Source organism: Gilliamella sp. B2772, from assembly GCF_026536985.1.
GTDB classification, from domain to species: Bacteria; Pseudomonadota; Gammaproteobacteria; order Enterobacterales; family Orbaceae; genus Gilliamella; species Gilliamella apicola_E.
This window is the reverse complement of sequence record NZ_JAFNNB010000003.1, coordinates 179,189-203,990: the sequence shown is the minus strand read 5'-3', so window position 1 is coordinate 203,990 and position 24,802 is coordinate 179,189. Positions and strand designations below refer to the sequence as shown.

Sequence of the window (24,802 nt, the reverse complement as noted above, 5' to 3'; positions counted from 1 at the left end):
TAATTATCTAATAAAAAACCAGACATTGTGTCTGGTTTTTTTTGCAAATTTATTAAAAATTAAAAAGTAATTTTATGTGATAAATTACCATCTATTAACTTTAATTACTGACAAACAGACCTATTGATTTTTAAGTCTGAAACAGCTTTATTCATCTGCCTAATCATATCTTTAGGACTTTGTGCAATATACACTTTGCCACCTGTCGCATTTGCGATACAGTCTATTTTATGTTCACCTGCAATATCTACTATATTTATCTTCAAACGAGGTTTTTGGGTAGCTATATGATTAGCAAGAGTACAAATATTTGCACGCGTACAATTATCCTCACCATCACTAATTATAAGAATATAATCATCACGTTTTACACCGTCAAGCATTTGGCTGGCTTTTTCTAATCCGCTATAAAGTGGTGTTCCTCCACCACCAGCAGCACTTGGTGTTAATCTATTAATTTTACTTTTCAAAGCACCTCTACTTGAATAATTATAAAAAGGCGTAGTATCGGCTACTGGGCAACCATTAAGTGCCACCAATGAAATATTAATATTTTGCTGTATTTTATCAATACTTGTTAATGCAACTTTTTTACTGGTTGATAAACGAGTGGGTAAACGCGTCATTCGTTTGTCATAATCTATTTTATCTTGCTGAGACATACCTCTCGGATAACCATAGCTTAAATAATTGAAATATTGCCCGACTTCCATTGGTGATTCAGCTAAAGTTACAGTCATCGATAATGAATTATCGAATATTAATGCCATTTTAGATGGATTACTATTTTTGGCTAATTCTTCTTTAGTAATACAATTTGGTGGATTTTTTACTTTTGGCTTTGGTTCAGGTTTAGGTTCAGGCTTAGGCTCAGGATTAGTAATCGGATCTGGAACCGGTTTTGGTTTAACAACAGGTTGAGGTTCAGGAGCTTTAGGCTCTTGTTTTACTTCAGGCTTAGACTCAGGATTAGTAATCGGATCTGGAACCGGTTTTGGTTTAACAACAGGTTGGGGTTCAGGAACGTTAGGTTCTTGCTTTACTTCAGGCTCTGGTTGAGGCTTAATAACTGGTTCTTTTGGTTGTTCAACAGTTGGCTCTACTTTTTTTTCTTCCTTGACAGTTATAGGCTCGACGTTTTTAGATTCTTTAAAAGGATTAAAAAAGTACCATAATAATCCTAAAGCTGCTAATAAAAGTAAGGCTAAAATCAAAGTATACCACCATTTCCAGAAAGGTTTTGGTACTATTACTGGATCAATTGGTAGTTCGATAGGTTCAAATGTATCGACAATAACCGGCTCATTATTGATTACATAAATATTATTCTTTAGGTTTTTAATTCTCAGTAACCATGAAGAAACTAGAGTTTTTTGTTCATTAGTTAAAGAAATTAATTTTACTGCTGTTTCAATATCATTGATTCTAGTAGCTAGATTTTGTTTAATTTCAGATTTATGAGATTCGTCAATTATGTCATTAAGTAAGGTGGGTTGCCCTTCAAGATTTGTATACCAACCTATATATTGATTGCCTTCAATTAATTTTGGTGTAGCAAAAATTGAATATGTTCTAGCGGTTAGATGTGGTTTAAGTATTGAAAGTAAAGAACCATACTGTTCCAGTAACTGCATCTTGTTTAAATTACTTTGTTCAAAAGCTATGCGAGTTATTCTTTGCATTTCTTAACTTAATCCTCATCATTAGCCGGTAATTTGAAAAATTACTCGGTATTTTATTCGCAAATAGGCTTACTAATATTCATATTTGAAACTGCATTATTCATTTGATTAATAAGCTCTGTTGGACTTTTAGCTATATAAACATTTCCCCCCGTTCTTTTTGCAACACAATCTATTTTATGTTGCCCAGCTATATCAACAATATTTATTTTTAAACGTGGTTTTTCTGCTGCAATTTTAGTAGCAAGGGTACAAATATTAGCACGAGTACAATTATCCTCACCATCGCTGATAATTAAAATATAATCATCACGATTAACGCCATCAAGGAGTTTACTCGCCTGTTTAACACCACTGTATAATGGTGTTGCACTGTTATAGTCTAAAGGACGCAATCGTTTAATTTTATTTTTTAGTTTTTCTCTATTTTGATAAGAATAAAATGGTGTTGTTTGTGCTGCCGGACAGCTTGTTAATGTCACAAGTGAAATATCGATATTTTGTTGTATTTTATCAATACTTGTTACTGCAACTTCTTTGCTTTTTGATAAACGATTAGGTAAACGGGTCATCCGCTTTTCATAAGCTTCAGCTTCTTTCCGAGTCATTGAATAAAAATTAGCTTTTAAAAACTTATTAATACTTGCTTGTGACTCCATTAAAGTAATTGTCATGGAAGCTGAATTATCGAAAATCAAAACCATTTTAGGTGCGTCTTTATTATTGAGCACTTCTTCTTTAGGTACACAATCTTTTGCTTTTTCTACTGGTGCAGGTGCAGGTGCAGGTGCAGGTGCAGGTTCAGGAATAGGTTCAGGAACCGGTTCTGGTTTAACAACAGGTTTAACATCTTCTGGTACCGATTTTATTTCAGGCTCTTTTGGTGGTTCAACTATTGGAGTTGGTTCCGTTTTATGTTCTTCTACATTTTGAGCAATAATTTGCTCAGGTATTTTTTCTTTTCCATATGGACAGAAGAAGTACCAAAGTAAACCAAGCAATCCAATTAAAAATAAGGCAAGCAACAAGAAATACCACCACCGCCAAAATGATTTTGGTGGAACTACCGGTGGTGTTATAGGAGATTTAGGTAAAATAGGTTCTTCAAAAGTATTAACTATAACCGGATCATCGTTGATAACATAAATTGTATTACCCAAACTTTTAATTCTCGGCAACCAGGTTGATATTAAAGTTTGTTCTTCGATTGTTAATGACATCGTTTTAATCGCTAATTCAATATCATTAATCCGAGTATATAGTGTTTTTTCAATCTGCTTTTTATGTTCCTCGTTTTCAATATTACTAAGTAAGACAGGTTGACCTTCAAGATTACTATACCATCCAACATATTGATTATTATCAATTAACTTAGGAATACCTAAAATTGAAAACGTCCGCTCTGTTAAATTTCTTTTTAACAATGCTAACAAAGAATTATATTGTTCTAACAAAGACGCTTTATTAGGATCACCATTATCAAATATAATTCTTGTTATTCGCTGCATTGTTTCTTTATTTCCCTATGTTCAACAAATTTTTTAGTTAATCAATATCAAATCATTGTTAAATATTTAACGCTTTTTGTAATCGTTGAAGCTTTTTATTTAACTTATCTAACTCAACTTGTTTTTCAATGTCAGATGCATTTGAATTATTAACTTTATTCATCTGCTGTTCAATGTCTTTAACTTGAGCTTGAAGATCATTACGATTTTTAGCTTTTGCTTTGACCTCATTGGTTAACTGAGTTAACTCAGTTTTTAATTTTTGTAATTGAGCTTGTTTTTGTTTAACACTCAGTGATGTAGAGTTTTTCTGTCTCTCAATAGTTGCGTAAATTTCTCTAAACTGCGCATTAGCTCTTTTCTCGTTTTCTAATATTTGTTCTTTCTTATCAATACGAGCTTGATAATTACCAGAATAATTACAGCTAATTTTGTCCAGAATACCAATGTTTGTATTGGTTGGATCGCACTGTTCTGGCGTTGTTGAACAACCACTCAAAAAAACGAGCGAGCTTAGTAATAAAATAAGTGAAATCTTTTTCATATTAGCTTACCTTCACTGCTGAGCGTTGCTGAGTAACAAGGTTGACTTGCTTTTCAAGCACAGCAATTTGTTTATGTAATTGGTTAATTTGTTTATCAAGTTTTGAAACGTTTACGCCTGATCGTCGTTCTTGAGCAGAAATTGATATCCAATCTCTTTCAACTTTTTTCATACGAGATAATTTATCTGTTAAATAAGCAATGTTAGCATCAATTTGAGTTAAATCACGTTTAGCTTCGGTTTTATTCACTGTTTGTGACTTAATTTGATTATTTAATGTTTTAAGTGTTGCTAAATTTTTATCTAATACAGTTTTAGCTGTTTCTGTTACAGCTTGAACTTCATAAGTATTTTGCTGAACATCTTGAATATAAACATCAAGTCGCATTTCGGCATCAGCGTATTCTGCACGTTTAGTATCAAGATAGTAATTTGCACCCATCATTACACCACAACCCACTGCAGCTGACGCAATACAAGTACCTGCTTTACCACCTAATAAAAAACATCCAACACCAGCTACACCTGCACCTACAGCACAAGACTGCCATGCTGATTTACTAAAGAACTTAGCACTATTACTTTTAGTTAAGGTAGGATCTACACCTTTAGTTCTTGCCCCACCCGAATTCTGACAACCAGTTAAAACCATTGAGATACATAAGGTTATCGTTACTATTAGTTTATTCATTATTTTTTCCCTTTTATTTCATTACATGTTTGAAGCCAAGTGGAACGCTCGATCTTCCCTGATTCAATATATTGATTAATATGTTTGAAATAGAGTTTTAAATAATCACTCATATTAGCCTTACCACTATTTTCTAAAATAAATTGTGTGGGTTTAGATTGATTATTAATCGTGTCTATTTCATAATTTGTAGCAGTATTTACAATCGTATCAGAATAATATTTTAGTATAAAATCACGCGCCTTTTTAGATTCATCTAAGACATTTTTTAAATTATTTAATTTCACTTTCGAGCACATATTTTCATCATCTAAAGAATCTATTTCGTTTGGATCACAGATTTCTTCAGTCATTGTTTCATACAGATTATTATTATATTCAAATTTATCATTCAAATCTGATACATTAGCACAGAGGAAAGCACCTAATTGTAGTGCTGATTGAATCGAGCGATCTCTTTGTTCATCTCGCGCTTGATTAGCGCTGCGTAATAGGGTATTTAGTTGATTCAATTCCTTTTTAGTTTTTTCATCATCAACTTGTTTAGTGATTTTTTCAAGTTCATTGACAACATTCTCATTCTTCGAAATGCCAGCACCATTACCTAATTCATTCCATTCTTGATCGAGCTGTTTTACCAGATCATTCGACTGAATAACTTCACTTGTATAAACTAAACGAAAACCAACATCTTTGCTTTTATATGCACTTTGAGCATCATAATAAGGTTTTTCCGTTCTAATAGCTGTTGTCATTGAGGATTCAGGTGTCAAATAGCTACCTCCTCGAACAATCATACCGCCTTGTTGTCCATGGTAACGATCAAGCTTATTCATACGAAATGAATCAAACATCATTTCACTTGCATTACCCAAAATATCATAGATATCAAGAGGGTTAGGTTCTAATCGGCCAATAAGCTGCAATTTACCATTTGCTGATTTAGCACCTGAGAACCAAGCATAATTTTCTAAGTTATTAGTCATAGGAAATCTTGATTCTCTAAATTCCGATTCCGTAACTTTAGATCCACCTCGTGCTGCATATTCCCATTCAGTATTACTCGGTAATCGAACATAACCTTTAGGTACATCAATTGATTTAACTGTAGATTGATTAAGTAACCATTGATTATATTTATCAGTAAAAGCAACGGCATCAAACCAACTAACTTCAGTAATTGGGAAAATAAGATTAGGTTTAGCGGTTGGACAAGTATCATTCATAACAGCTTGATATTGAAGTGCAGTAATTTCATATTTACCAATAAGAAAATACCTTTCCTTACCAGCATCGGAAAAACTACCAGATATATAATTAGGAGTCGCATACTCAGCAAAACCTAATTCTTTATTATTACTACCTAAAACAATTTTGACATCATCTAGTAGTTTACGTGTTGGTGTAAAAACTTTTTTCATCACCAAACTGCCTTCACATGGCATAGGTAGAATAACGTCATCATTTGAAGGTTTGGGATTATAAAATTTACTGTCCCATGGCTCAGCATAACTTACACTCGAAATTAAACCTAATCCAATTGACAAGAAAACTGGTCTAAAATTACGCTTCGCGTAGGCTTTCTGCTGGTTGAATACTAATAGCACCTCGTCCTCCTATCGCAACAACAACAAATGATATAAATAACGTTAATACAAATGCGATAATAAAATGATAAAATTGTAATTGACTTACAATTGGTTGTGAAACTAAATTTTTACCTAAGACCAGATTAAATGTACAATTCCCTAATAAAAAAAGTACACATGAAACAATAAATGCTAAGCAACTTAATGCCATCGCTTGAGTAAGCAAATAAAACATCACTTCCTTAGACTTAAATCCGATAAGTCTCATAAAAGCAATATCTTTACGCTTTCGCTCAATATTAGATAAAAATGAACCACTAAAGGATAATATACAACCAAAAATTGCGGTAATAGCAATCACGCTGAAAATAAAACTAAGTACCTTATCAATTGCTTGCATATTTTCAATTGCATTTGCTTGTGTTCGAGTTTCTATATTTTTTTCACGTAATTTCAATGATAAAGGCGCAACATTATCAAGAGAATTGGCATAAATTCGCGCTCTGGCAAATGAATCAGGATAAGTAGAATTAGCCAAACCGGTTCCGGTTGAAAAAATTTCACTTTGAAAACCGTCGTAAAAATGTTCCATTTCAATTAAAAGGTCTAAACTTACAAAGCCGGCTGCACGTCCATAATAAGTTTCAGGCACAATGCCAATAACATCCAATTCCGTCATACCTTTTTCAATTTTGCCATCCAGTTGCCTTGTGATTACCATTTTTACTCGGCTTCCTATTTTTGCTTGCATTTTTTCAGCAGCTAGAGCGCTCAATAAAACTTGATTTTCTTGACTAATCAATGGCATATTTTGGGTTATCGGATCACCTTTTGCTGTTGGAAGAACTTCAACATTATTAACAAAATGTCCAGAATCTTTAAACATATCTGCTTGGGTATTCAATGAACGTGTAAGAGGAATAACAAATGCAGTTTCAGGTTGGTTTTTAATCCAATCAAACATTGACTGATCAAATTGTAAATTACCAACAATTTTTACTTCTAAATTTTGTGGATCATTAAGTAATTGATGGCGTAGCTGTGCAACAACACCATATTTTAAACTAAACAAAAGTAACAAGGGTGTAATAACTGATATTATTGAAGCAATAATACAAAATGATACTTTCTTGTCATACCATAAATCGGCCAATGATAATCGAGAAATAAACCGCCACTTTGATGTTACTTTATCCATATTTTACACCTTACTTTATAACGGACGGTAAAAATTCTGACGATTGCATAGATGTTAATTTTGCCGATAAAGTGAACAACCCTTTATTTTCAATTCGTTGCCAATCATGTGTAACAATCATTGCAGTAATATTATCTTGTTGAGCTTGTTCTATTATTAAATCAAATAACAAATTAGCATTATAAGGATCAAGAGCAGAGGTTGGCTCATCAGCTAATAATAACGCTGGTTTATGAATAATAGATCGAATAAAAGATGCCCGTTGCCTTTCACCTATAGATAGTTGTTTTGGATATTTATTCAATAAATGAGCAATATTGAGTTTATTAACCAAATAGTCAAATCGATTAGAATCAACAGGTTTTCGCAATACTTTAGCTGATAACAAAATATTATTTTTAATATTTAAAAATGGTAATAATCCACCTGTTTGTAACATAAAACCCAAATATTGCGCTCGAATATTGGCTAATTGATTAATATTATTCTGATGAATCACATTAGCAATGTCATAAGTTTCATTATCAACCATAAGATTATAACAATCGACTTCATCTGGCTTAAGAATCAAGCCTATCATCTCAAGTAAAGTACTTTTACCGCAACCACTATCACCTTTAATGACAACCACTTGCCCTGCTTTCACCGAAAGCTCAGGTAAACAAACCTTAAAAAAAGATTTACCGATCGGTCTAGAAATCACCAAATTATTTATAGTTAACATATTTTATGGCAACATTTCTAATGGAATCGGGTAAACGTTTTCTCTAGGGTCACTACCTTCAGATAGTGATATCCAACGATCAACATCAGCATTACATTTTTGGTAATAACGTACTTTACTATTTAGATTACGTATGAATTTTTCTTGTTCAATCCCACTCATACTTTTCCATGTCTCTTGATCAAGACTAGTTACATCACTTTTATACGGAATATTATCTAAATATTCACCTAATAGTCCTAAATCAGCAATTTTTGTGACTGAATCTGATTTTAATTTACTTGGATCTTGCCCCATCGCAGCAGCAACAGAACGTAATTGTGAGAACATATCATCGGCAGAAATTAACCCATCATTAGCAGCATTAGCGATTTTAGTTACAATATCGCTTAAATCACTTAATTGTGATTTAGTTAGTAAAATTCTAGGTTCTGCTGTTGGGATTGTCGGTTTAACAAAGTCTTTATCAGCTATCCAGGCTTTAAAAACTGACGGAGCCTTAGTTCCGTTAGTATCACCTAAATAAGCAAGCTGCATTGCTTTACCTAATAGTAAAGCATCTTTTAACATATTAGAGTCATTATCATCTTTGGCATTAAGGGCATTACCAACTGAAGACTCACCTTTATAGGCTAATTTAACTTGCTCTGATAATGCTTGAGCCAATGAATCTACTTTTTTACCAAACTCATTTACATCACCAGCATTAACAGGATAATAAAGTGACTTATGAATAAAATCGTTATAGGTCAAATCAGAATATTGCTTTTCGGCCACTTGGTGATCTTTTTCACCACTTGGCGTTTTTAAATGTAGAGCATAAATTGCAACACCTTTATGCTGTGCTTCAAGTCGTAATTGAGCCGCATCCATACCTGTACTTGAAAGCTTATCATCGCCAGGAATAGCGCTTGCATCAGTAATTAGAATCATATATCGAGCGCCAAAATTATTCCAATTAATATCATTTAACGCTTGTGCAACACCCGCGTAAGAGTCCTCAGCAAAATAAGTTGTTGAGACCGTGGCTTGTTTAAGAGAAGCACTAAGTTTTTTGAATTCTTCCTTATTTTTTACTTGATTTGGATCTACAAATATCTTACTGACAAACTCCAATTTATCCGAAGCTTTTAAGCTTGAACGGAAGGATACCAATCCAAATTTAACCTGATCTTGTAACTGCTCTTTTTCAATACGCTGATAAACTCGTTCAACAGCCTCTTTTGTTCTCGATATATAAGGATCCATCGAAATCGTTGAATCAATAACAAACACAATTGCAGCTTTAAATGGAGCAACTTGATTAGTATTATCATCCGAAGATGAGGTAGATGGTTTATTATTACTTTTAACCACCGCTTGTTGTTTACTAACTGAAGCCACCTCTAAAATTCGTTCGTAAAAACCTTGCCCATTCATTACCTCCTCACCTTGTAAAATCGGTAATAAATAAAAATTATTCTTGAAATCAACAAACTCCTTGGGTTCTTGAGCCAGAATCTGTGGTACGGCTTTATTATCTTTTAGTGCATCTCGAATAGGTTTTAATAACGTTTCAGGATTATCCGCATCAACAATTGAGGATAATGAGGCTTTATCTTTAAAAAATAACAGAGGGTCACGATCAACTGGATTTGTGAACACTAACGTCAATTGCATATTCCACTCAACCGCACATGAATTATTAACCCAACCAACTGTATTACCGTAAGAATCTGGACCAACATTCAACCATTCTTGATTATTCTCATTTTTACGTTCATAGACATAATAACGAGAAAACGCAGGTACTGATTGGCCTTTAGCATCATTAATATTCTTCTTCAATTCACACGTCGGAGTACTAAGAACTCGCTGATAAAGTGTTGTTTTACCTGCTTGCTTTAATGGTTCTAAAGCTGACGTAACTAAAGGTAAGCAAGTAAGACTAAATCCGATAATCAATATTGAAATTAATGTTTTTTTCATACCTGCACCTTATTATTTTTGCAATTCAGCTAGGCGTTCTTTAGCTAAAACGTTATTAGGATCATTATTCAATGATGTTTCATACCAATAAATTGCGGTACCTTTATCAATTTTAAAGCACTGATTATCTTGATAAAATTTTTCATCATATTCTTTAGCATAAAGTAAAGCAATTTTAGCATTCAGCAAAGACTGATTAGCATATAAACGCTGAGCGATATTACATTTATTTGCTTGTTTTGCTTGATTTATTATCTCAATTATTGTGTCCGTATCAGGTTTTGACTGTAAACACTGTTGAATAAAAGATAAATCATTACTGTTTGCATTTGTAACGTCACACTGACTATTCATTGTCGCAGTCAAAGGACTCTTATCTTTTGAAAAGAAGAAATACCATGCCGCTACACTTAGACCAGCTAAAACTAATAATGTGATAAAAATTAGGATAATTAATCCCTTTTTACTTTTTGATTTAACTGGTTGTGGAGTAGAAACTTCTTCTGGTGCAATCGCAGGTTCAGGTTCAGGCTCAAGCTCAGGAGCTGCTTCTATTTCAACTTCAGGCTCGGCAATTACCTGATTTTCGTCTTCAGCAACAGGCAATTCAGTTTGAGGAACAGCAGATTCTGAAGGTGCTTTCGAATCTGATTCAGTAAAATTCGAAACAATCTCATCAGGTTCAATTTTATCTTCTTCTATAGCATCAGATTGTTGAGTATTTAGAGCAGATGACGGAAATACTGTTTCACCAATATTAACAACACCACTATCGGTATAGCTTTCATTTTGCTTATCACGGATCTGAATAAGAAATCTAACACGGTTTTCTTGAGACAATAATGAGTCAACTAACCACTCATCAACTTGGCCAGTTAATTGCTCATTATCTACCGACATATTAGTTAATGTATGCCAATTTTTTTCTGGTCCCCACTGATTAAGACCTGATAAATAATAACCATCCTGGTTACGTTGAATAAGCATATCAATATCGGCATTACCATTCCATTTTTGTGCCAAAAATTTAGCAATACCTGGCTTGTAGCCTTCTAATTCAATTTTTAATGCCATGATATCCTCTATTTCACAATTATAATTTTATCAATATGGATTGATAAATCTTTCATAATAGAAGGTAGTTTAAGCTACCTTTTTTATAATTATTAAATGATAACCATCTAATATAATCACAACATATTATTTTATTTGCGATTGTTTAAAGATAGTTAAAACCTCACCAAGTTGAGAATTTTGTTCTTGACTAATTTCACGCCCAGCGTGATGCCCGACATTTTCTTGTGCCAGCACCGCAAATGCAATAAACCAATCAAATATAGCAAACTGAGAATAATTTTTAGTCTTATCATCAAGCACTGGAAGTGGATGAGATAATTGACTTGAAAATTGGCTCAATGGTGAAGAAAATATAGGTTTACCTTCATTAACACGGCTTGTCGGTATTTCATTTACTTGCCCTTGAATAAACCCAAGCCAAGCAATAAAGTCGGTCAAAAAGAGATGAATAGAGCTAATTTGTCGAGACTCAAGATCATCACGTTTACTTCCCATATTTTCGATATCTAAAATTTTCTGCGTTAAACTTGCTTCAAGTTTTAAACGGTTAGCGGCAGTTATTAATTCTTCAACAATAAAAGAGAGTGATTTTTGCTCAAGTCCAAAAAATTGTAATATATGTTTATCTAATACAATATTTCTTAAATGCTCCAACCATGCAGTAAATACGTTTTTCGCAAATTTTGATTCAGTAGGTAAACTAGCAACAGCTTTAGGTTTTAGAGGAGAGCTAGAATCGGGGAACAGCTCAAATTCAGTATTTAAACCAAAATCGTTTGAAGAATTATCTAATATATCATCACTACCTGTAGTGCTAACTTCATTATTTATATGGCTTGAATGATAAAGGGCTCGAATAGTTTGATCTGGCAATTCTAAAACTTTAAGTAGTTCGCCTAATAATAACGCTTTACCTTGTAGTTCTTTTACTACACCACTAATGATTTGTTTTTTCTTACCAAGTTCTTCATCACTGCCAGCTTGATACCAAGTATCAAAACGCATATTGATGATATAATCTATTTTCTCATTGAGTTGCTCAACAATTCGTTGTTGTTTAACTTCAGTAATCGCGACTTGTTCTAAATATTGACTAATTCGACCAATTCCACCATCATTTAGTTTCAACATCGCATCCCAAGCTTGGTCTGGATCGCTTACATACTCTTTAATATCTGGATTTTCAACAAATGTCTTTTTCAAAACTGACATTTCTTGTTGATAATTATCATTATAAGATAATTCAAGATTTGCCTTGGCGTCGACATTTAAAAACGGTACATCAAATCCAGGTTTACGAACCAAAAATACATTATTAAATTTACCATTATTTGACCAATTGGATAACCAATCATAGCTACCAAAACGTTCTAAAATAGTTTGTTGTAATAAGCCACCTTTACCCCAAGTATTACTTAGATTATCTTCTGATTGATGTAATGATGCTCCAATTCTTTTATCAAACATGGTAATAGCCCATAGTAAGCCAGCTTTTTTAGTGGCTCTTTTCTCAGCAGTTTCACCTTGCGTTTTATCAATCCAACGTTCTAATACTGGACCAACATCATTAACATCTGACTGTTTATCTGATGGAGTACAAACAACCAAAACATTCATTTCTTGGCTATCAGTATATTTCTCAAATAGATAAGCAACTTTACCACGCAATAAAAGTTGAGCAATTGGATTACCTTCTTTAACATCAGAGATAGAAATTAAATTTAATCGACCTCGATATCCAGGAAAATCAAGTAAATCGACCTTCTCAAAAGTTGGTACTCGAGTTTGATTTACTAAAGGGAAGATTAATTCTGCGGTTAAAAAAGCTAATTGAGCTAATGATATCGAAGTTGGTATTCCATTAAGTGGTGTAACGGATACAGATGAATCTTTCTCCGTATTTAACCTTTCAAGCATATCAACATTCATTATGCTATCAATCTGTGACTTTTTACCATCATGCTCCTTCACCAATACTGAAAGAGGTGCATAAATAGTATTAGCATGGTTTAAACTTGACAAGGTCGTAGCTAACTGCACATAAATTGCAGTGAGTTCACTTATGCCTCCCCACAACACAGAGAATAAAGCACCTCGGTCTACAGTCGAAAGATAAGGTAGTAAAGACACAGCTTTCTCCCAATACCCTCCTTTTAAACCTTCAAGTGAATTACCAAAGTTTTCAGATAAATAATCATAGAGATCAACAATATCATCTTCAGTTATACCACCCGTATAATCAGATTGTTTTTTATTTTCAGATTGTTGAATAAGTTGATTTAACTCTGAAAATTCAATCTTATTCACAACTTTCTGTTGATCAAAATCTTTAAAATATGCATTAATTAAAATTTTAACAATTTCGATTTCTTGAAAAAGTTTAAGCTCTAGCGGATAGTTGGCAATGCCACCTTTAGCGGTACGACTAAATCGTGTAACAAGTCCCGTTGCCTCTTTACCACCGCCAACAGGATTGACATGATCAATAAAATCTAATATTTCATTATCGACAACGGTTTCAAGCTTACCATTCTCACCCGCAGCTAACGCTGAAATGAGATAAGATTTACCTGCTTGCGACAATCCGAAAAAGCCCACCGCAACAGATTTAGTTGACACATCACCTAATCGTTTTGCGCTATTACGCAAACGACGTAGATCTAGAATTAAATTATCAGCCTCATTGTTCAAACGCTTTGATGAATCTCGGGTTTGACTCACCCACTCTATTGCTTGTTCTGATGCTTGATAAACCTGTTCCCAGGATTTAGGGAGTTGTTCATTTAAATTTTTCATCGTTTTATCATTCCACTATCAAGCCAATATTGTGTGCTAATTAAACCTGAATTTACCATTGTGTTTAAATTAAGTTTGATATCCTTGGTTTTGTTACAAGCACGTCCATCTGAAGCTTTGACATCTTTAATATAAAAATTCTCAACAGTCTTTTGTCGATTTTTAATGCCTAAAGTTACCTCTAAAACCACACCCTCAGCACTCAACCGTTTAGCAACATCACTATTTTCAATAGTCAAAATATAAATTGGTGATGCAGGCCAACGATCGATTTCAAGCTGTTTAAAACCAAGCCTTGTTGTGCCTCTAATTTCGAAAGAATGGTCAGGAAAATCATAATCAGGATCATCTAAATCAATATCTTGATAATAAATATTTTCTTTCTTTATCATGTTTAGATTATCTAACAAACCAATGTATTTGACTGTTGAATATAAATCCATATTCGATGATCTAAAATAGAAATTCGGTAATCTTAAGTTTTTACTTAGAAAACATAACATAGCGCCAACAGCAGCCGTTGTTTTTGGATCATCAATACGTTCTTGTTTATGGAATGGATACCATCCACCTGTATAATAACCATGTAATGGTAATATACGTCCTACTGGCATTGATAATCGTGAACGGAAATAACTTTGAACACCAGGCAGCCGCGAAGGACGGCCAGTTAATAACAATACATCACATTGATAACAACTAATAATCTCAGATAACGCATCAAACGTTTTACAAATATTGTAATAATCACCACGAATAAATAAGTGATGAATACGTTTAAGGTCAATTTCCACATTTAGATCAAGCACAGAAAATTCAGGATTATTTAATGCTCGACTAATCGGTTCATTAATAAAATTCAGAACATGATCGGTCATCGCATTATTTTGCAGTAATTCACTAAATGTCATGTTATAAACATGCTGCTCAGCATGTAATGGATCATAAAGCTCATAAAGCTTTAATACATGCAAGCCTACTGGCGTAAACAGTTGTAAAGTTAATTGTTGGCGCAGTACTGCATCTTGTATTGATACCTGCTGAGAACCAATAATAGTAGATAAAATCGGATTAGGATCTGCAAGCCCAGCTTGTTTTAGGCCATTGTTTAGCGAAGATAAAACAGTATCTTGAATAATATCAAGTAAAATATCATCACCAGCGACTTTAAATCCATCACGAAAACGTTGTGTCGGAACAATGTAAGCATTACTGCCACTAAGCTGTTTATTAGCACCATAATCAAGTTCATAATCATTTATAACTAAATCAGTTGTGCCACCACCAATATCAACGGTCGCAATCGTTAATTTTTGTTTATTGGTTTTATCTGGTCTGACCATTGAAGCTATAAACTCTTCTGATCGACCATTATAATTGTTTTGAGTTTCATTAAAGAGATAGACCACTTGGCCACAGGTCGCTTCATCCCACTGAATGTAAATTTCAGGGATGTTTGGCCATATACTTTTTAATTGTTCAGGATCACTAAAATCTATATCATCGTCAGAACTATCCCAACCTAAACTTTTCCATACCAAACCGATAGCTTGATAAACACAGCTTTTAAAGATAGCTTGTTCTGGTTTTGGCATCGCAGGGGGAATAGTAAGAATAATTGAACGTAAATTACGAGGCGTTCTAGCGTGTTCAAGCTTATTACGCTGAGCAACACTATTTATTTGCATTAAAGCATGCATTAATACTTCACATAGCATAAATGTCATCAGTGAACTACGTGAATATTTTGGATGAAACACTGGCATTTTACGATCAAATTCTTCCTCAATTTCATTACTGAGGACATGCAGTGCTTCACCATATTCATTAATTAAGCTAGAGAACGGCTCTGCCGTTGCAAAGGGTTCATGATCGCTCTTCACATAATGAGAATTGAATCGCCAACCTTGCTCATACTTCTCCTGATCCCACAAATAACGTTTTGGACTTGAAAGCCCAGTTGCACCTTCGTTCCCTTCACGACGACTAGCTAAACGACTGGCTTCTTTTCCAACTCGTACAATACTAGGCCAGCGGAAAGTATCACGTCGTCCACTTTGTAAAGAAAAGTGCTCTTTACCAAAAAAGGTTTGTGCAAATTCTACTCGGCTCTCAAACGGTTCATTATAGATATGTTCAGGTTGAGTTAAATCCCGAATTTCAAGCTCATAGCGACGATTTAAGCTATCTTTATCTTGAACGTGATCTTCAATTAGTATTCCACATGTTCTAGAATTACCAACATCTAAAATCATATCAACAGGAATTGATTTGACCACATCATCTCGATTATTTGAGACAATTTTGATTTTTGGTAACTGTAATGAATCAGCAAGCAAATTAAGAATATTTAAATAATGACCATAGTAAGCTTTATTATTTATTTCTAACTCAATATCATCTTTATGAATTTTTAGTCGCTCTGGTTGGGGCGCTAACTCTTGAAATAGATCAATTAACCAACTGGTGATCCACTTTTGCTCTAAGTACCAAGCAACTTGATCTGAACGATGAGCTAAACTAAAAACAGCTCCTGTTTTGACATCATTTTCAGTCGGCGCTAAATAAGCAACGTCCTGCATATTGCTGAAAATTTTTGTATCGAAGGCGAATGTAATGCGGTGTGTATTGCCATCAGCATCTTCACCTTCTGGAATACTAACAATTCGAACTCGACTCCAGTTATGCGGGCCTTTATCAAAACGCTCTGGTGGCATTGATCTTAAAACTGGCACAGGCAACCAAATGCCATCAAACAGTTTTAATGATTGGTCAACACTTATCTCTTGAGTTGGCGTAACAGCAAAAGAGAGATTATCCGGCGCAAAAAATTTACCACTATCGATATCTTCAATTAATCTAACTAGTGCTCCGCTTTCTGATGGATCAATAAAACAGCCATTAACTTTACTTCGCCATTTATTATCTTTCCAATCTATTTTTAATGCAAAATCAAGAAACTGAATTCCACTATTCATGATAAGTGTGACTTCTTGACCATAATTGCGTATTTCTGGAAGCATATACAAACCTATTGTTTTTTCATCGTAATTGGGAATGAAGTCCCGTTATCATAAACTCCCTGACAATCAGCTTGATTATTTTTGCCAGGTTTACACTGAATATTTGGTAATTTATATTTAGTATTATCACTACAAGTAGCTTCGGTATTACCCACAATATTTAAATTCGCGTTTTGAATCCCACTACCGACCTTACCAACACATTTGACGCCATCGCTACGAGTAAGCGTCACTTCACCATTGCCTTGATTAAAATTATAACTTAATTGTAATGGTTTACCGGTTGCTTTATCTTGAATACCGGCTCCAACTGACCATTGGCCATTTAAAAAGTTCGTTGACCCTTGCTTTAATGCATCAGTAGGTAAAGCTAAATTTTGGGATTGATTAGCATTGGTATCAGGTGAATTACCTTGATTAGAAGTGTTAGCTTCAGGATTATTAACTACATCTGGTGGTGTCGTTTGAGCATTTTTATCGTCATTATTCTGACCATTTTGATCAACGTTTTTATCATCAGGCGAATTAGGATTATTCGGGGTATTATTATCTTCACTCCCTTTATTTCCTTGATCACCGTTATTTCCTTTATCATTAGGATTATTTGCATCAGGAGGCGTAGGTTGAAGTGGATCTGTAACACCATTTGCAGTATTTTCTACTGTTTCATTTGGAGCAGCAGGTGGTACGGCTGAATTATCAACAGCAGCAGAATCGGTAGAAACAACATTCACTGCATTAGGATCTACAGCAACAGTCCGATTTGATACGACACCATTAACCACACCAACAGGTCTGTGATCTATGATAACTTCTTTAGGTTTTTGCTCAGGATCCTGTTTATCATCCTCTGTTTTTTTGAGTTCTTCTGGTTTTTCTTCTTTCTTTTCATTGTTAACAACAGAAGGATTAACTTTATTATCTATTGAGATATTTGGATCTAAAGTTATACTTGGTTTTAACCAATAACCTTTTAACCACAGCAACGCTAACAATAGTAATAAAAGGAGTAATAATCCCAATAACCAAACCCACCAACGCTTCCACCAAGGCTTTTTAACAACAACAGGTATTTTTTGAGAAGGTGCGGGTGCTGTACTTCTAAAGGCCTCTAAACAATAAAATGGCGAAGTCGCTTGTGGTGTTTGCGGATTAACAAAGCCCCAAAAAGTAATAACAGGTTTGCCATTAACAATATAAACAAACTGATTGCTAGGAAAGCGTATCGCCATCAAATTAGGTTCAAGGCTATCTGCGCTTTGTTTAGGATCATAGATAAGCCGACTAAAAAGTAGTTGGTCACCTTCTAAATTGGGGTTTCTAGATAATTTTTGACCTAATTCGATAACTTTGTTTTCAAAATCTTTAAGCAAAACTAAGGCAGATTCTTTTTCTGATTCACTAGCCGATGTCCAAGGAACAATATCATATTCCCCATTAGGTGAGTCTGAATCGAAAGGGATATACCAATCAACAATATTACCCTGATCATTACGTTGTGGGATAGCTAAACAATCTGAGTATTGACGCCCTAATTTGACTCGAAACATTTCTCGAATTTGAGAAGCAACAAGATAAGCTGCTTTACCATCATGCCCGAGCATTTTAAAATCTTTTATATCACCACTTCGGAGTAATGTGTTTGCCATATATTTCCTGATATTCCTTTAAATTACTTATATTTTTTGTAATTATTATTTAATTAAATCAATTCTATCAGAAATAGCAAGTTGTTGTCATTGTTAACCCAAAAGATAATATGATTTTTTTGTCATATTTAATTCTTTATAATGATTTAAGCTATAAATATTCAACTAATTAATGACTAAATTGTTAAATTAGACCTCAAAAACCCCGTTCCTCAACTTTTTTTTGATTTTTGTTTTAAAAATTCTTCATCCGTTAACACTCGTAGTGGTTGCATATCACTTTCTCCTCTTATAACCAAAGAAGGATCAGAACGTAAACACGCTCCTCCATAATGACCACCAACGGTGAAAGTACAAACTTGCAAATAACGATCATCAACTTTTGGCAAACACCATAATTCTTGATAAATATTTTCCTGTTTTGCAAATCGTCCAACAGTTTTATCCAACACTTGTTCATGACTACCAACTAACTCAATATCACTACCTCTCCGCCCGGCAATAGGCTTAATTGCGTAGCCTTTTTTGATTAAGTTGTCATTAAGTTCAAATGTAGATTCAAGCAAATAACGATGATTCGGAAATAGAGACCATAATACAGGTAAAATAGCTTTATTACTTGGGATTACAGTCCATAAAGGCTCAAAAACAGATACCTCAGGCCGCAGCAATACATCAATTAATCTAACCGCATTTTCAGGATGCCATGTTCGAATCGGCAATCCTGCTACTTGTGCTTCACTTTCTTGGCGTAATTGTTCAAGTACAGTTTCCCATGCCCACGTTTTCCAGACACAGGTAACTTGACGATCTTCATCATCAACTAAACGTCCGCGTTTATCCCATCTTAGCCCGGTTAGTCCTCGTAAAATTTTACTTTTAAATCCAGCTTGGGTCAGGGCCTTTTGCATAAATAGTGCATGATAATTTTCCTCATTGTCATTATCTTGCATAATGTGTACAAATGCTTTTGCGTCGCTATGCTTCCAACAACTAGCTAAAGCATTGAGTAATCCTGCACTCGGGTTTACCCCAACATTTAATTCGGCTTGGATTGCCCAATTTTCCAATATTTTTCCAGCTTCGGTATGACATGATGCAGAATCAGCATTGTATTCATAAACTTTAAAGCCTCTCTCATCCATACAAAAATCTAATCGGCCAGTGATCATTTGATAACGCCGTTGCTGCCAAGATAACCGAAGTCTAGGCCAAAGAATTTCAGGAATATTGAAATTGCATAATAAATTGTCATCTTTTAATACTTTATCTGTAGCATGTAAATACATTAAATGAAGTTCATTTGTGGCACGAATAAGTTCCTGTTCTGCACTTTCAGAAATAGTGAAATAGCGATATTGATCATCATGACTAATAGCATGGCCAGTTGCTGACACATAAGCGCTTTCTAATGGATCGTTTTCGTTTAGCCATTTGCCATCAAATTGACCATGATTTTCAATGTGTACGCTGTGGATATCGAGTAAGTGCTTATTAACTTCAGGTTGTGGTAGGCTATAAAGTGTATTATCTGTTTGAATCATCCAACCTAAAATTTTTGTATCATCAAAAGTATCATGTAAATAAAAACCATCATCAGATACGGTCATCTCCAACTCACGCGTCCATTGCTGACCAATAGGAAGTCGGGTATGGATAACATTTTGTTCCGCAATTCGAATTTTATTATCAAAAACTTCAGTAACAATAGCAACATGGCCTGTTCTATCAAATATACCGCCATCATCCCATATTAATAATGCTCCTGCTTCTGGCATTTTTTTACTGCCGTTAGCAAATGCTTGTAATGGTAAAATTGCTTCATTGATAACCTGGCGAAGAAACCTTAATGAGAAAATTTCATGTGCCATGCCAACATCAGTAAAAACAATACCATAATTTAAAAATAAAAATCTTCTAGCAAATTCAACACATTGCCACTTATACCCCATATACTCATGACCAGAATAGCTTCGAAATGAAGCATCATTAGGAAATTGTTCAGGATCTAATGTTTCATAATCAGATGAATAAATTGCGACACCACCTGGTGCATAACCAAGTAATGTACCAAAAGGTTCTTTATTAGCGGATTGGGATGACATGTTATTTTAGCCTTTTAGAATAATAGTAAGGTAGGTTTTACTAAGCTATGTTAGAATTTACTTATCATAGATCAAATTATAAGCTTTAAAAAGTGATGTTTATGGCTTGAAGAATAATAAATTGACTATATATATTAGCAAAAGTTAGTAGTTATATTGATAAAACGAGAAAAAGACTATTATGCAACAAACAAAATTAAATGAATTATTAGATTTCCCTTGTTCTTTTACTTATAAAGTAATGGGTGAAGCAAAACCTGAATTAGTTGATAAAGTGGTGTCAGTTATTCAGCGCCATGCGCCTGGAGATTATACACCGTCGATTAAACCAAGTAGTAAAGGTAATTATCATTCTGTTTCAATTACGATTAATGCAACACATATTGATCAGGTGGAAAGTTTATACAAAGAATTAGGTGAAATAGATATAGTGAGAATGGTTTTATAATTCTTTACTTTTTGGTAATTTTTTGCACAAAATAAGAGTCTTATAGTTGTAAATATGAGGCTCTTATATGAAACCAGAAACAATTGTTTTGCACGCAGGCTATACTCCTGAACCAACCACTCACTCCGTCGCTGTTCCCATATATCAAACGACATCTTATGCTTTTGATGACACACAACATGGTGCCGATTTATTCGATTTAAAAGTCGCGGGGAATATTTATACTCGAATAACAAATCCAACAAATGCAGTACTCGAAGCACGTGTTGCTGCTCTTGAAGGTGGTATAGGCGCTCTTGCGGTAGCATCTGGTATGGCTGCTATTACTTACGCAATACAAGCCATCACATTTGCTGGTGAAAATATTGTTTCTGTGTCTAAACTCTATGGTGGCACATATAATTTACTTGCTCATACATTGCCTAATTTTGGTATTACAACTAAATTTGCACCACACAATGATCTAAACGCTATCGAAAACCAAATTGATGACAAAACTAAAGCCATATACTGTGAAAGTATAGGTAATCCGGCTGGTAACCTTGTTGATTTGACTGCACTTGCTGATATTGCCCATCGGCATGGTATACCATTAATTGTTGATAATACAGTTGCCAGCCCTGCTCTTTGCCGACCATTTGAATTTGGCGCTGATATAGTTGTACATTCATTAACTAAATATATCGGTGGGCATGGCAATAGTTTAGGTGGAATGATAGTTGATTCTGGTAAATTTCGTTGGAAAGAGCATGCCGATAAGTATCCTATGTTAAACCAACCAGACCCTTCTTATCATGGTGTTTCTTATACTGAAAGCTTTGGTGATGCAGCTTATATTGCACGTTGTCGAGTAATACCTCTTAGAAATATGGGAGCAGCTTTATCGCCATTTAATACGTTCTTATTATTGCAAGGCCTTGAAACACTCTCTTTACGTATTGAACGTCACTGCCAAAATACACTTAAAGTTGCTAAGTATTTGGCTTCACATCCTCAAGTTGAGTGGGTCAATTATGCTGGGCTTATTGATCATCCAGAACATCATCTAGCCGTAAAACAAATGGATAATGGATTACCTGCCGGGATTTTGTCTTTTGGCATTAAAGGAGGAAAGCAAGCTGGTGCAAAATTTATTGATGCCTTAAAATTGATTATTCGTTTAGTCAATATTGGCGATACGCGTTCATTAGCTTGTCACCCAGCATCAACTACGCATAGGCAACTCAATGATGAAGAATTGCAAAAAGCTGGTGTAAGCCAAGAAATGATACGTTTATCAATTGGTATTGAACATATCGATGATATTATTGAAGATTTAGAGCAAGCACTTAACTCTGCTAAATAATAAATTTGATAATATGAGGGATGAGTATCATCCCTCTTTTTAAAAATTAACCTAAAATTTTAGTTAATTCATTAGTCACAGCTGAAACAGCTTGTGTTCCATCAATGCGGTAATATTTAGTTCGCCCTTCTTTCGCTTCATGTTGATAATAGTTAACTAAAGGTTTAGTTAAATCATGATATTCAACAAGACGTTTACGAACAATCTCTTCATTATCATCTTTACGGATAGTCAATGGTTCACCCGTTACGTCATCAATATTTTCCACTTTCGGCGGATTATGACGAATATGATATACACGTCCTGAACCAGCATGAATACGGCGACCACTCATACGATCAATAATAACTTCATCAGGTACATCAAATTCAAGCACATAATCTACATTAATTCCGGCTTCTTTCATTGCATCCGCTTGTGGAACTGTGCGAGGAAAACCATCTAATAAAAAGCCTTTTTCACAGTCGCTTTGTGCAATACGCTCTTTAACTAAAGCAATAACTAACTCATCAGTAACAAGCTTACCATTATCCATAAGCTCTTTTGCTTGTAGACCTAGTGGGCTACCTGCTTTTACCGCTGCACGCAACATATCACCCGTTGAAATTTGGGGAATGCCATATTTTTGCATAATAAATTGAGCTTGAGTTCCTTTTCCTGCCCCTGGTGCGCCTAACAAAATAATTCGCATAAAATAACCTCTTATGGCTTTAAATATAAATTTCTATTCTGGTAAATAATGAAATATCACTTTACTGCTGGAGATTAAGCCATCAGTGTGACAAATGTAGTTTATAGCACCACAACCTTTAACTATTTGAGCACTTTGCTGACAAATTGGACAGATATACTGTTCTAGATAATGTTGCTTGCAATGAGGACAGTCATAATGTTGTGGCGACACAATGTCCATTTTATTATGGCATTTCGGACAAATACCTTCTTGCCCCTCATCAGTACTCTTTTTTGTTGTCATACGTTATTTACGCCCCCGTACATGTTTCATTAATCGACGACGTTTACGTTGTTGGGAAGCCGTCAAACTATTTTTTCGGCCTTCAAATGGATTTGCGCCTTCTTTAAATTGAATTCGTATTGGTGATCCCATAATTTTTAATGAGCGTCTAAAATAATTCATTAAATAGCGTTTATAAGAATCAGGTAAATCTTCAACCTGATTACCATGAATAACAACAATTGGTGGGTTGTATCCACCTGCATGAGCATATTTTAATTTTACTCGACGCCCTCTCACTAATGGTGGCTGATGGTCATCTTGTGCCATTTGCATGATTTTGGTTAATAATGCAGTATTAACACGACGTGTCGCACAATCATATGCTTCTTGGATCGAGTCAAATAAGTTTCCTACACCACTGCCATGAAGTGCAGATATAAAATGTAAACGAGCAAAATCGATAAAATCAAGCCGATCATCTAACGTCGTTTTTACTTGCTCTTTGATATCTTGTGATAAACCATCCCACTTATTGACTGCAATAACAAGTGAGCGCCCACTATTAATAATGAAACCAAGCAAGGACAAATCTTGATCAGATATGCCTTCTCGAGCATCTATTACTAAAATAACAACATTAGCATCTTCTATCGCTTGCAGGGTTTTAATAACAGAGAATTTTTCAACGGTTTCTGTTACTTTACCTCGTTTACGAACTCCTGCTGTATCTATCAAGATATATTCACGATCATCACGCGTCATGGGGATATAAATACTATCGCGTGTTGTGCCGGGCATATCATAAACGACAACCCTCTCCTCACCAAAAATTCGATTAGTTAGTGTTGACTTACCTACATTTGGTCTTCCAACAATAGCAACTTTGATTGGCTGGTTGATGAGTGAGTCAGCTTCATCTTCAATGTCATCATAAGATTCAGGAAGCTCTTCATCTTCTGAATCATTTGATATGATTTCATGCTGATCATCTTCAAAATGGAAAATAGGATCGAGTACAGTTTCAATTAAAACATTTACACCACGACCATGACTTGCTGCAATCGGATGAATGTCCCCTAATCCTAAACTATAAAAATCAGATATTGCGCTATCTGCATCAATACCATCAATTTTATTAGCAACTAAAAATGTTGCTTTTTCACGAGCGCGAAGATGCTTAGCAATTGCATGATCAGCAGGCATAGCACCAGCTCTTGCATCAACTAAAAAAAGGACAATGTCTGCTTCTTCAATTGCTTGTAGGGATTGTTCCGCCATAAAGCTTTCAACCCCATCTTCGGTGCCATCAATACCACCAGTATCAATGACTATATATTCATGCCCTTTGATTTCTGCTCGTCCGTATTTACGGTCACGAGTTAATCCCGGAAAATCAGCTACTAAGGCGTCTCGAGTTCGAGTTAATCGATTGAATAAAGTCGACTTTCCTACATTCGGACGACCAACTAGTGCGACAACAGGTACCATATTTTTTCT

The 24,802-nt window shown here is 34.6% G+C and carries 18 protein-coding genes; 2 read left to right on the top strand and 16 right to left on the bottom strand.

Features of this window, described 5'->3' with window-relative positions:
- Window positions 1–104 precede the first annotated feature (104 nt).
- From J3T98_RS08755 to gss, 13 genes are all read right to left on the bottom strand, one after another.
- Entirely contained in the window at window positions 105–1,682 is a 1,578-nt protein-coding gene (locus J3T98_RS08755; RefSeq protein WP_267362651.1) for a VWA domain-containing protein, read from the bottom strand.
- Between the two features lie 53 nt (window positions 1,683–1,735).
- Window positions 1,736–3,190, bottom strand: coding sequence for a VWA domain-containing protein (locus J3T98_RS08750; RefSeq protein WP_267362649.1), 1,455 nt, complete (start codon window positions 3,188–3,190; stop codon window positions 1,736–1,738).
- Between the two features lie 58 nt (window positions 3,191–3,248).
- Complete coding sequence (locus J3T98_RS08745; protein WP_065562891.1) at window positions 3,249–3,734, bottom strand: hypothetical protein; 486 nt, start codon at window positions 3,732–3,734, stop codon at window positions 3,249–3,251.
- Window position 3,735: 1 nt separating this feature from the next.
- On the bottom strand, window positions 3,736–4,425 hold the full coding sequence (locus J3T98_RS08740) for a hypothetical protein (protein ID WP_065562892.1): 690 nt from the start codon (window positions 4,423–4,425) through the stop codon (window positions 3,736–3,738).
- Window positions 4,425–6,032 carry an SUMF1/EgtB/PvdO family nonheme iron enzyme gene (locus tag J3T98_RS08735; protein ID WP_267362647.1) on the bottom strand — a complete coding sequence of 536 codons (1,608 nt, stop codon included), beginning with the start codon at window positions 6,030–6,032 and terminating at the stop codon, window positions 4,425–4,427. Before J3T98_RS08735 ends, J3T98_RS08740 begins: the two co-directional genes overlap by 1 nt.
- Complete coding sequence (locus J3T98_RS08730; RefSeq protein WP_065562894.1) at window positions 5,989–7,212, bottom strand: ABC transporter permease; 1,224 nt, start codon at window positions 7,210–7,212, stop codon at window positions 5,989–5,991. Before J3T98_RS08730 ends, J3T98_RS08735 begins: the two co-directional genes overlap by 44 nt.
- 10 nt (window positions 7,213–7,222) lie before the next feature.
- Window positions 7,223–7,936 carry an ABC transporter ATP-binding protein gene (locus J3T98_RS08725; protein WP_267362645.1) on the bottom strand — a complete coding sequence of 238 codons (714 nt, stop codon included), beginning with the start codon at window positions 7,934–7,936 and terminating at the stop codon, window positions 7,223–7,225.
- A gap of 3 nt (window positions 7,937–7,939) precedes the next feature.
- Window positions 7,940–9,904, bottom strand: coding sequence for a vWA domain-containing protein (locus tag J3T98_RS08720; protein WP_267362644.1), 1,965 nt, complete (start codon window positions 9,902–9,904; stop codon window positions 7,940–7,942).
- Between the two features lie 12 nt (window positions 9,905–9,916).
- The gene (locus tag J3T98_RS08715; RefSeq protein ID WP_267362643.1) at window positions 9,917–10,978 is read right to left on the bottom strand and encodes a hypothetical protein; all 1,062 of its coding nucleotides are present in this window, start codon (window positions 10,976–10,978) and stop codon (window positions 9,917–9,919) included.
- Window positions 10,979–11,104: 126 nt separating this feature from the next.
- Entirely contained in the window at window positions 11,105–13,777 is a 2,673-nt protein-coding gene (locus J3T98_RS08710; RefSeq protein WP_267362641.1) for a putative virulence factor, read from the bottom strand.
- On the bottom strand, window positions 13,774–16,800 hold the full coding sequence (locus J3T98_RS08705) for a virulence factor SrfB (protein WP_065562899.1): 3,027 nt from the start codon (window positions 16,798–16,800) through the stop codon (window positions 13,774–13,776). Before J3T98_RS08705 ends, J3T98_RS08710 begins: the two co-directional genes overlap by 4 nt.
- Before the next feature lie 8 nt (window positions 16,801–16,808).
- Window positions 16,809–18,449: an SrfA family protein gene (locus J3T98_RS08700; protein WP_267362640.1), complete on the bottom strand. Its 1,641-nt coding sequence runs from the start codon at window positions 18,447–18,449 to the stop codon at window positions 16,809–16,811.
- A gap of 212 nt (window positions 18,450–18,661) precedes the next feature.
- Window positions 18,662–20,554 carry a bifunctional glutathionylspermidine amidase/synthase gene (gss, locus tag J3T98_RS08695; RefSeq protein ID WP_220225278.1) on the bottom strand — a complete coding sequence of 631 codons (1,893 nt, stop codon included), beginning with the start codon at window positions 20,552–20,554 and terminating at the stop codon, window positions 18,662–18,664.
- A gap of 181 nt (window positions 20,555–20,735) precedes the next feature.
- Between gss and ybeD the strand changes: the two genes are divergently transcribed.
- Both ybeD and J3T98_RS08685 read left to right on the top strand, forming a co-directional pair.
- Window positions 20,736–21,002 (top strand): DUF493 family protein YbeD, encoded by a 267-nt coding sequence (ybeD, locus tag J3T98_RS08690; protein WP_034883735.1) that lies wholly within the window; start codon window positions 20,736–20,738, stop codon window positions 21,000–21,002.
- 67 nt (window positions 21,003–21,069) lie between these two features.
- The gene (locus J3T98_RS08685; protein WP_267337355.1) at window positions 21,070–22,347 is read left to right on the top strand and encodes a bifunctional O-acetylhomoserine aminocarboxypropyltransferase/cysteine synthase; all 1,278 of its coding nucleotides are present in this window, start codon (window positions 21,070–21,072) and stop codon (window positions 22,345–22,347) included.
- 46 nt (window positions 22,348–22,393) lie between these two features.
- Here J3T98_RS08685 and adk read toward each other — a convergent pair whose 3' ends face one another.
- The 3 genes from adk to der are packed head-to-tail and all read right to left on the bottom strand — an operon-like array spanning window position 22,394 to window position 24,793.
- Window positions 22,394–23,038 (bottom strand): adenylate kinase, encoded by a 645-nt coding sequence (gene adk, locus J3T98_RS08680; RefSeq protein WP_267330565.1) that lies wholly within the window; start codon window positions 23,036–23,038, stop codon window positions 22,394–22,396.
- Between the two features lie 33 nt (window positions 23,039–23,071).
- Entirely contained in the window at window positions 23,072–23,323 is a 252-nt protein-coding gene (locus tag J3T98_RS08675; RefSeq protein WP_267362639.1) for a zinc-ribbon domain-containing protein, read from the bottom strand.
- 3 nt (window positions 23,324–23,326) lie between these two features.
- A complete protein-coding gene (gene der / locus J3T98_RS08670) occupies window positions 23,327–24,793 on the bottom strand; it encodes a ribosome biogenesis GTPase Der (RefSeq protein ID WP_267362638.1) in 1,467 nt (488 codons plus the stop codon).
- Between the last annotated feature and the right edge of the window lie 9 nt (window positions 24,794–24,802).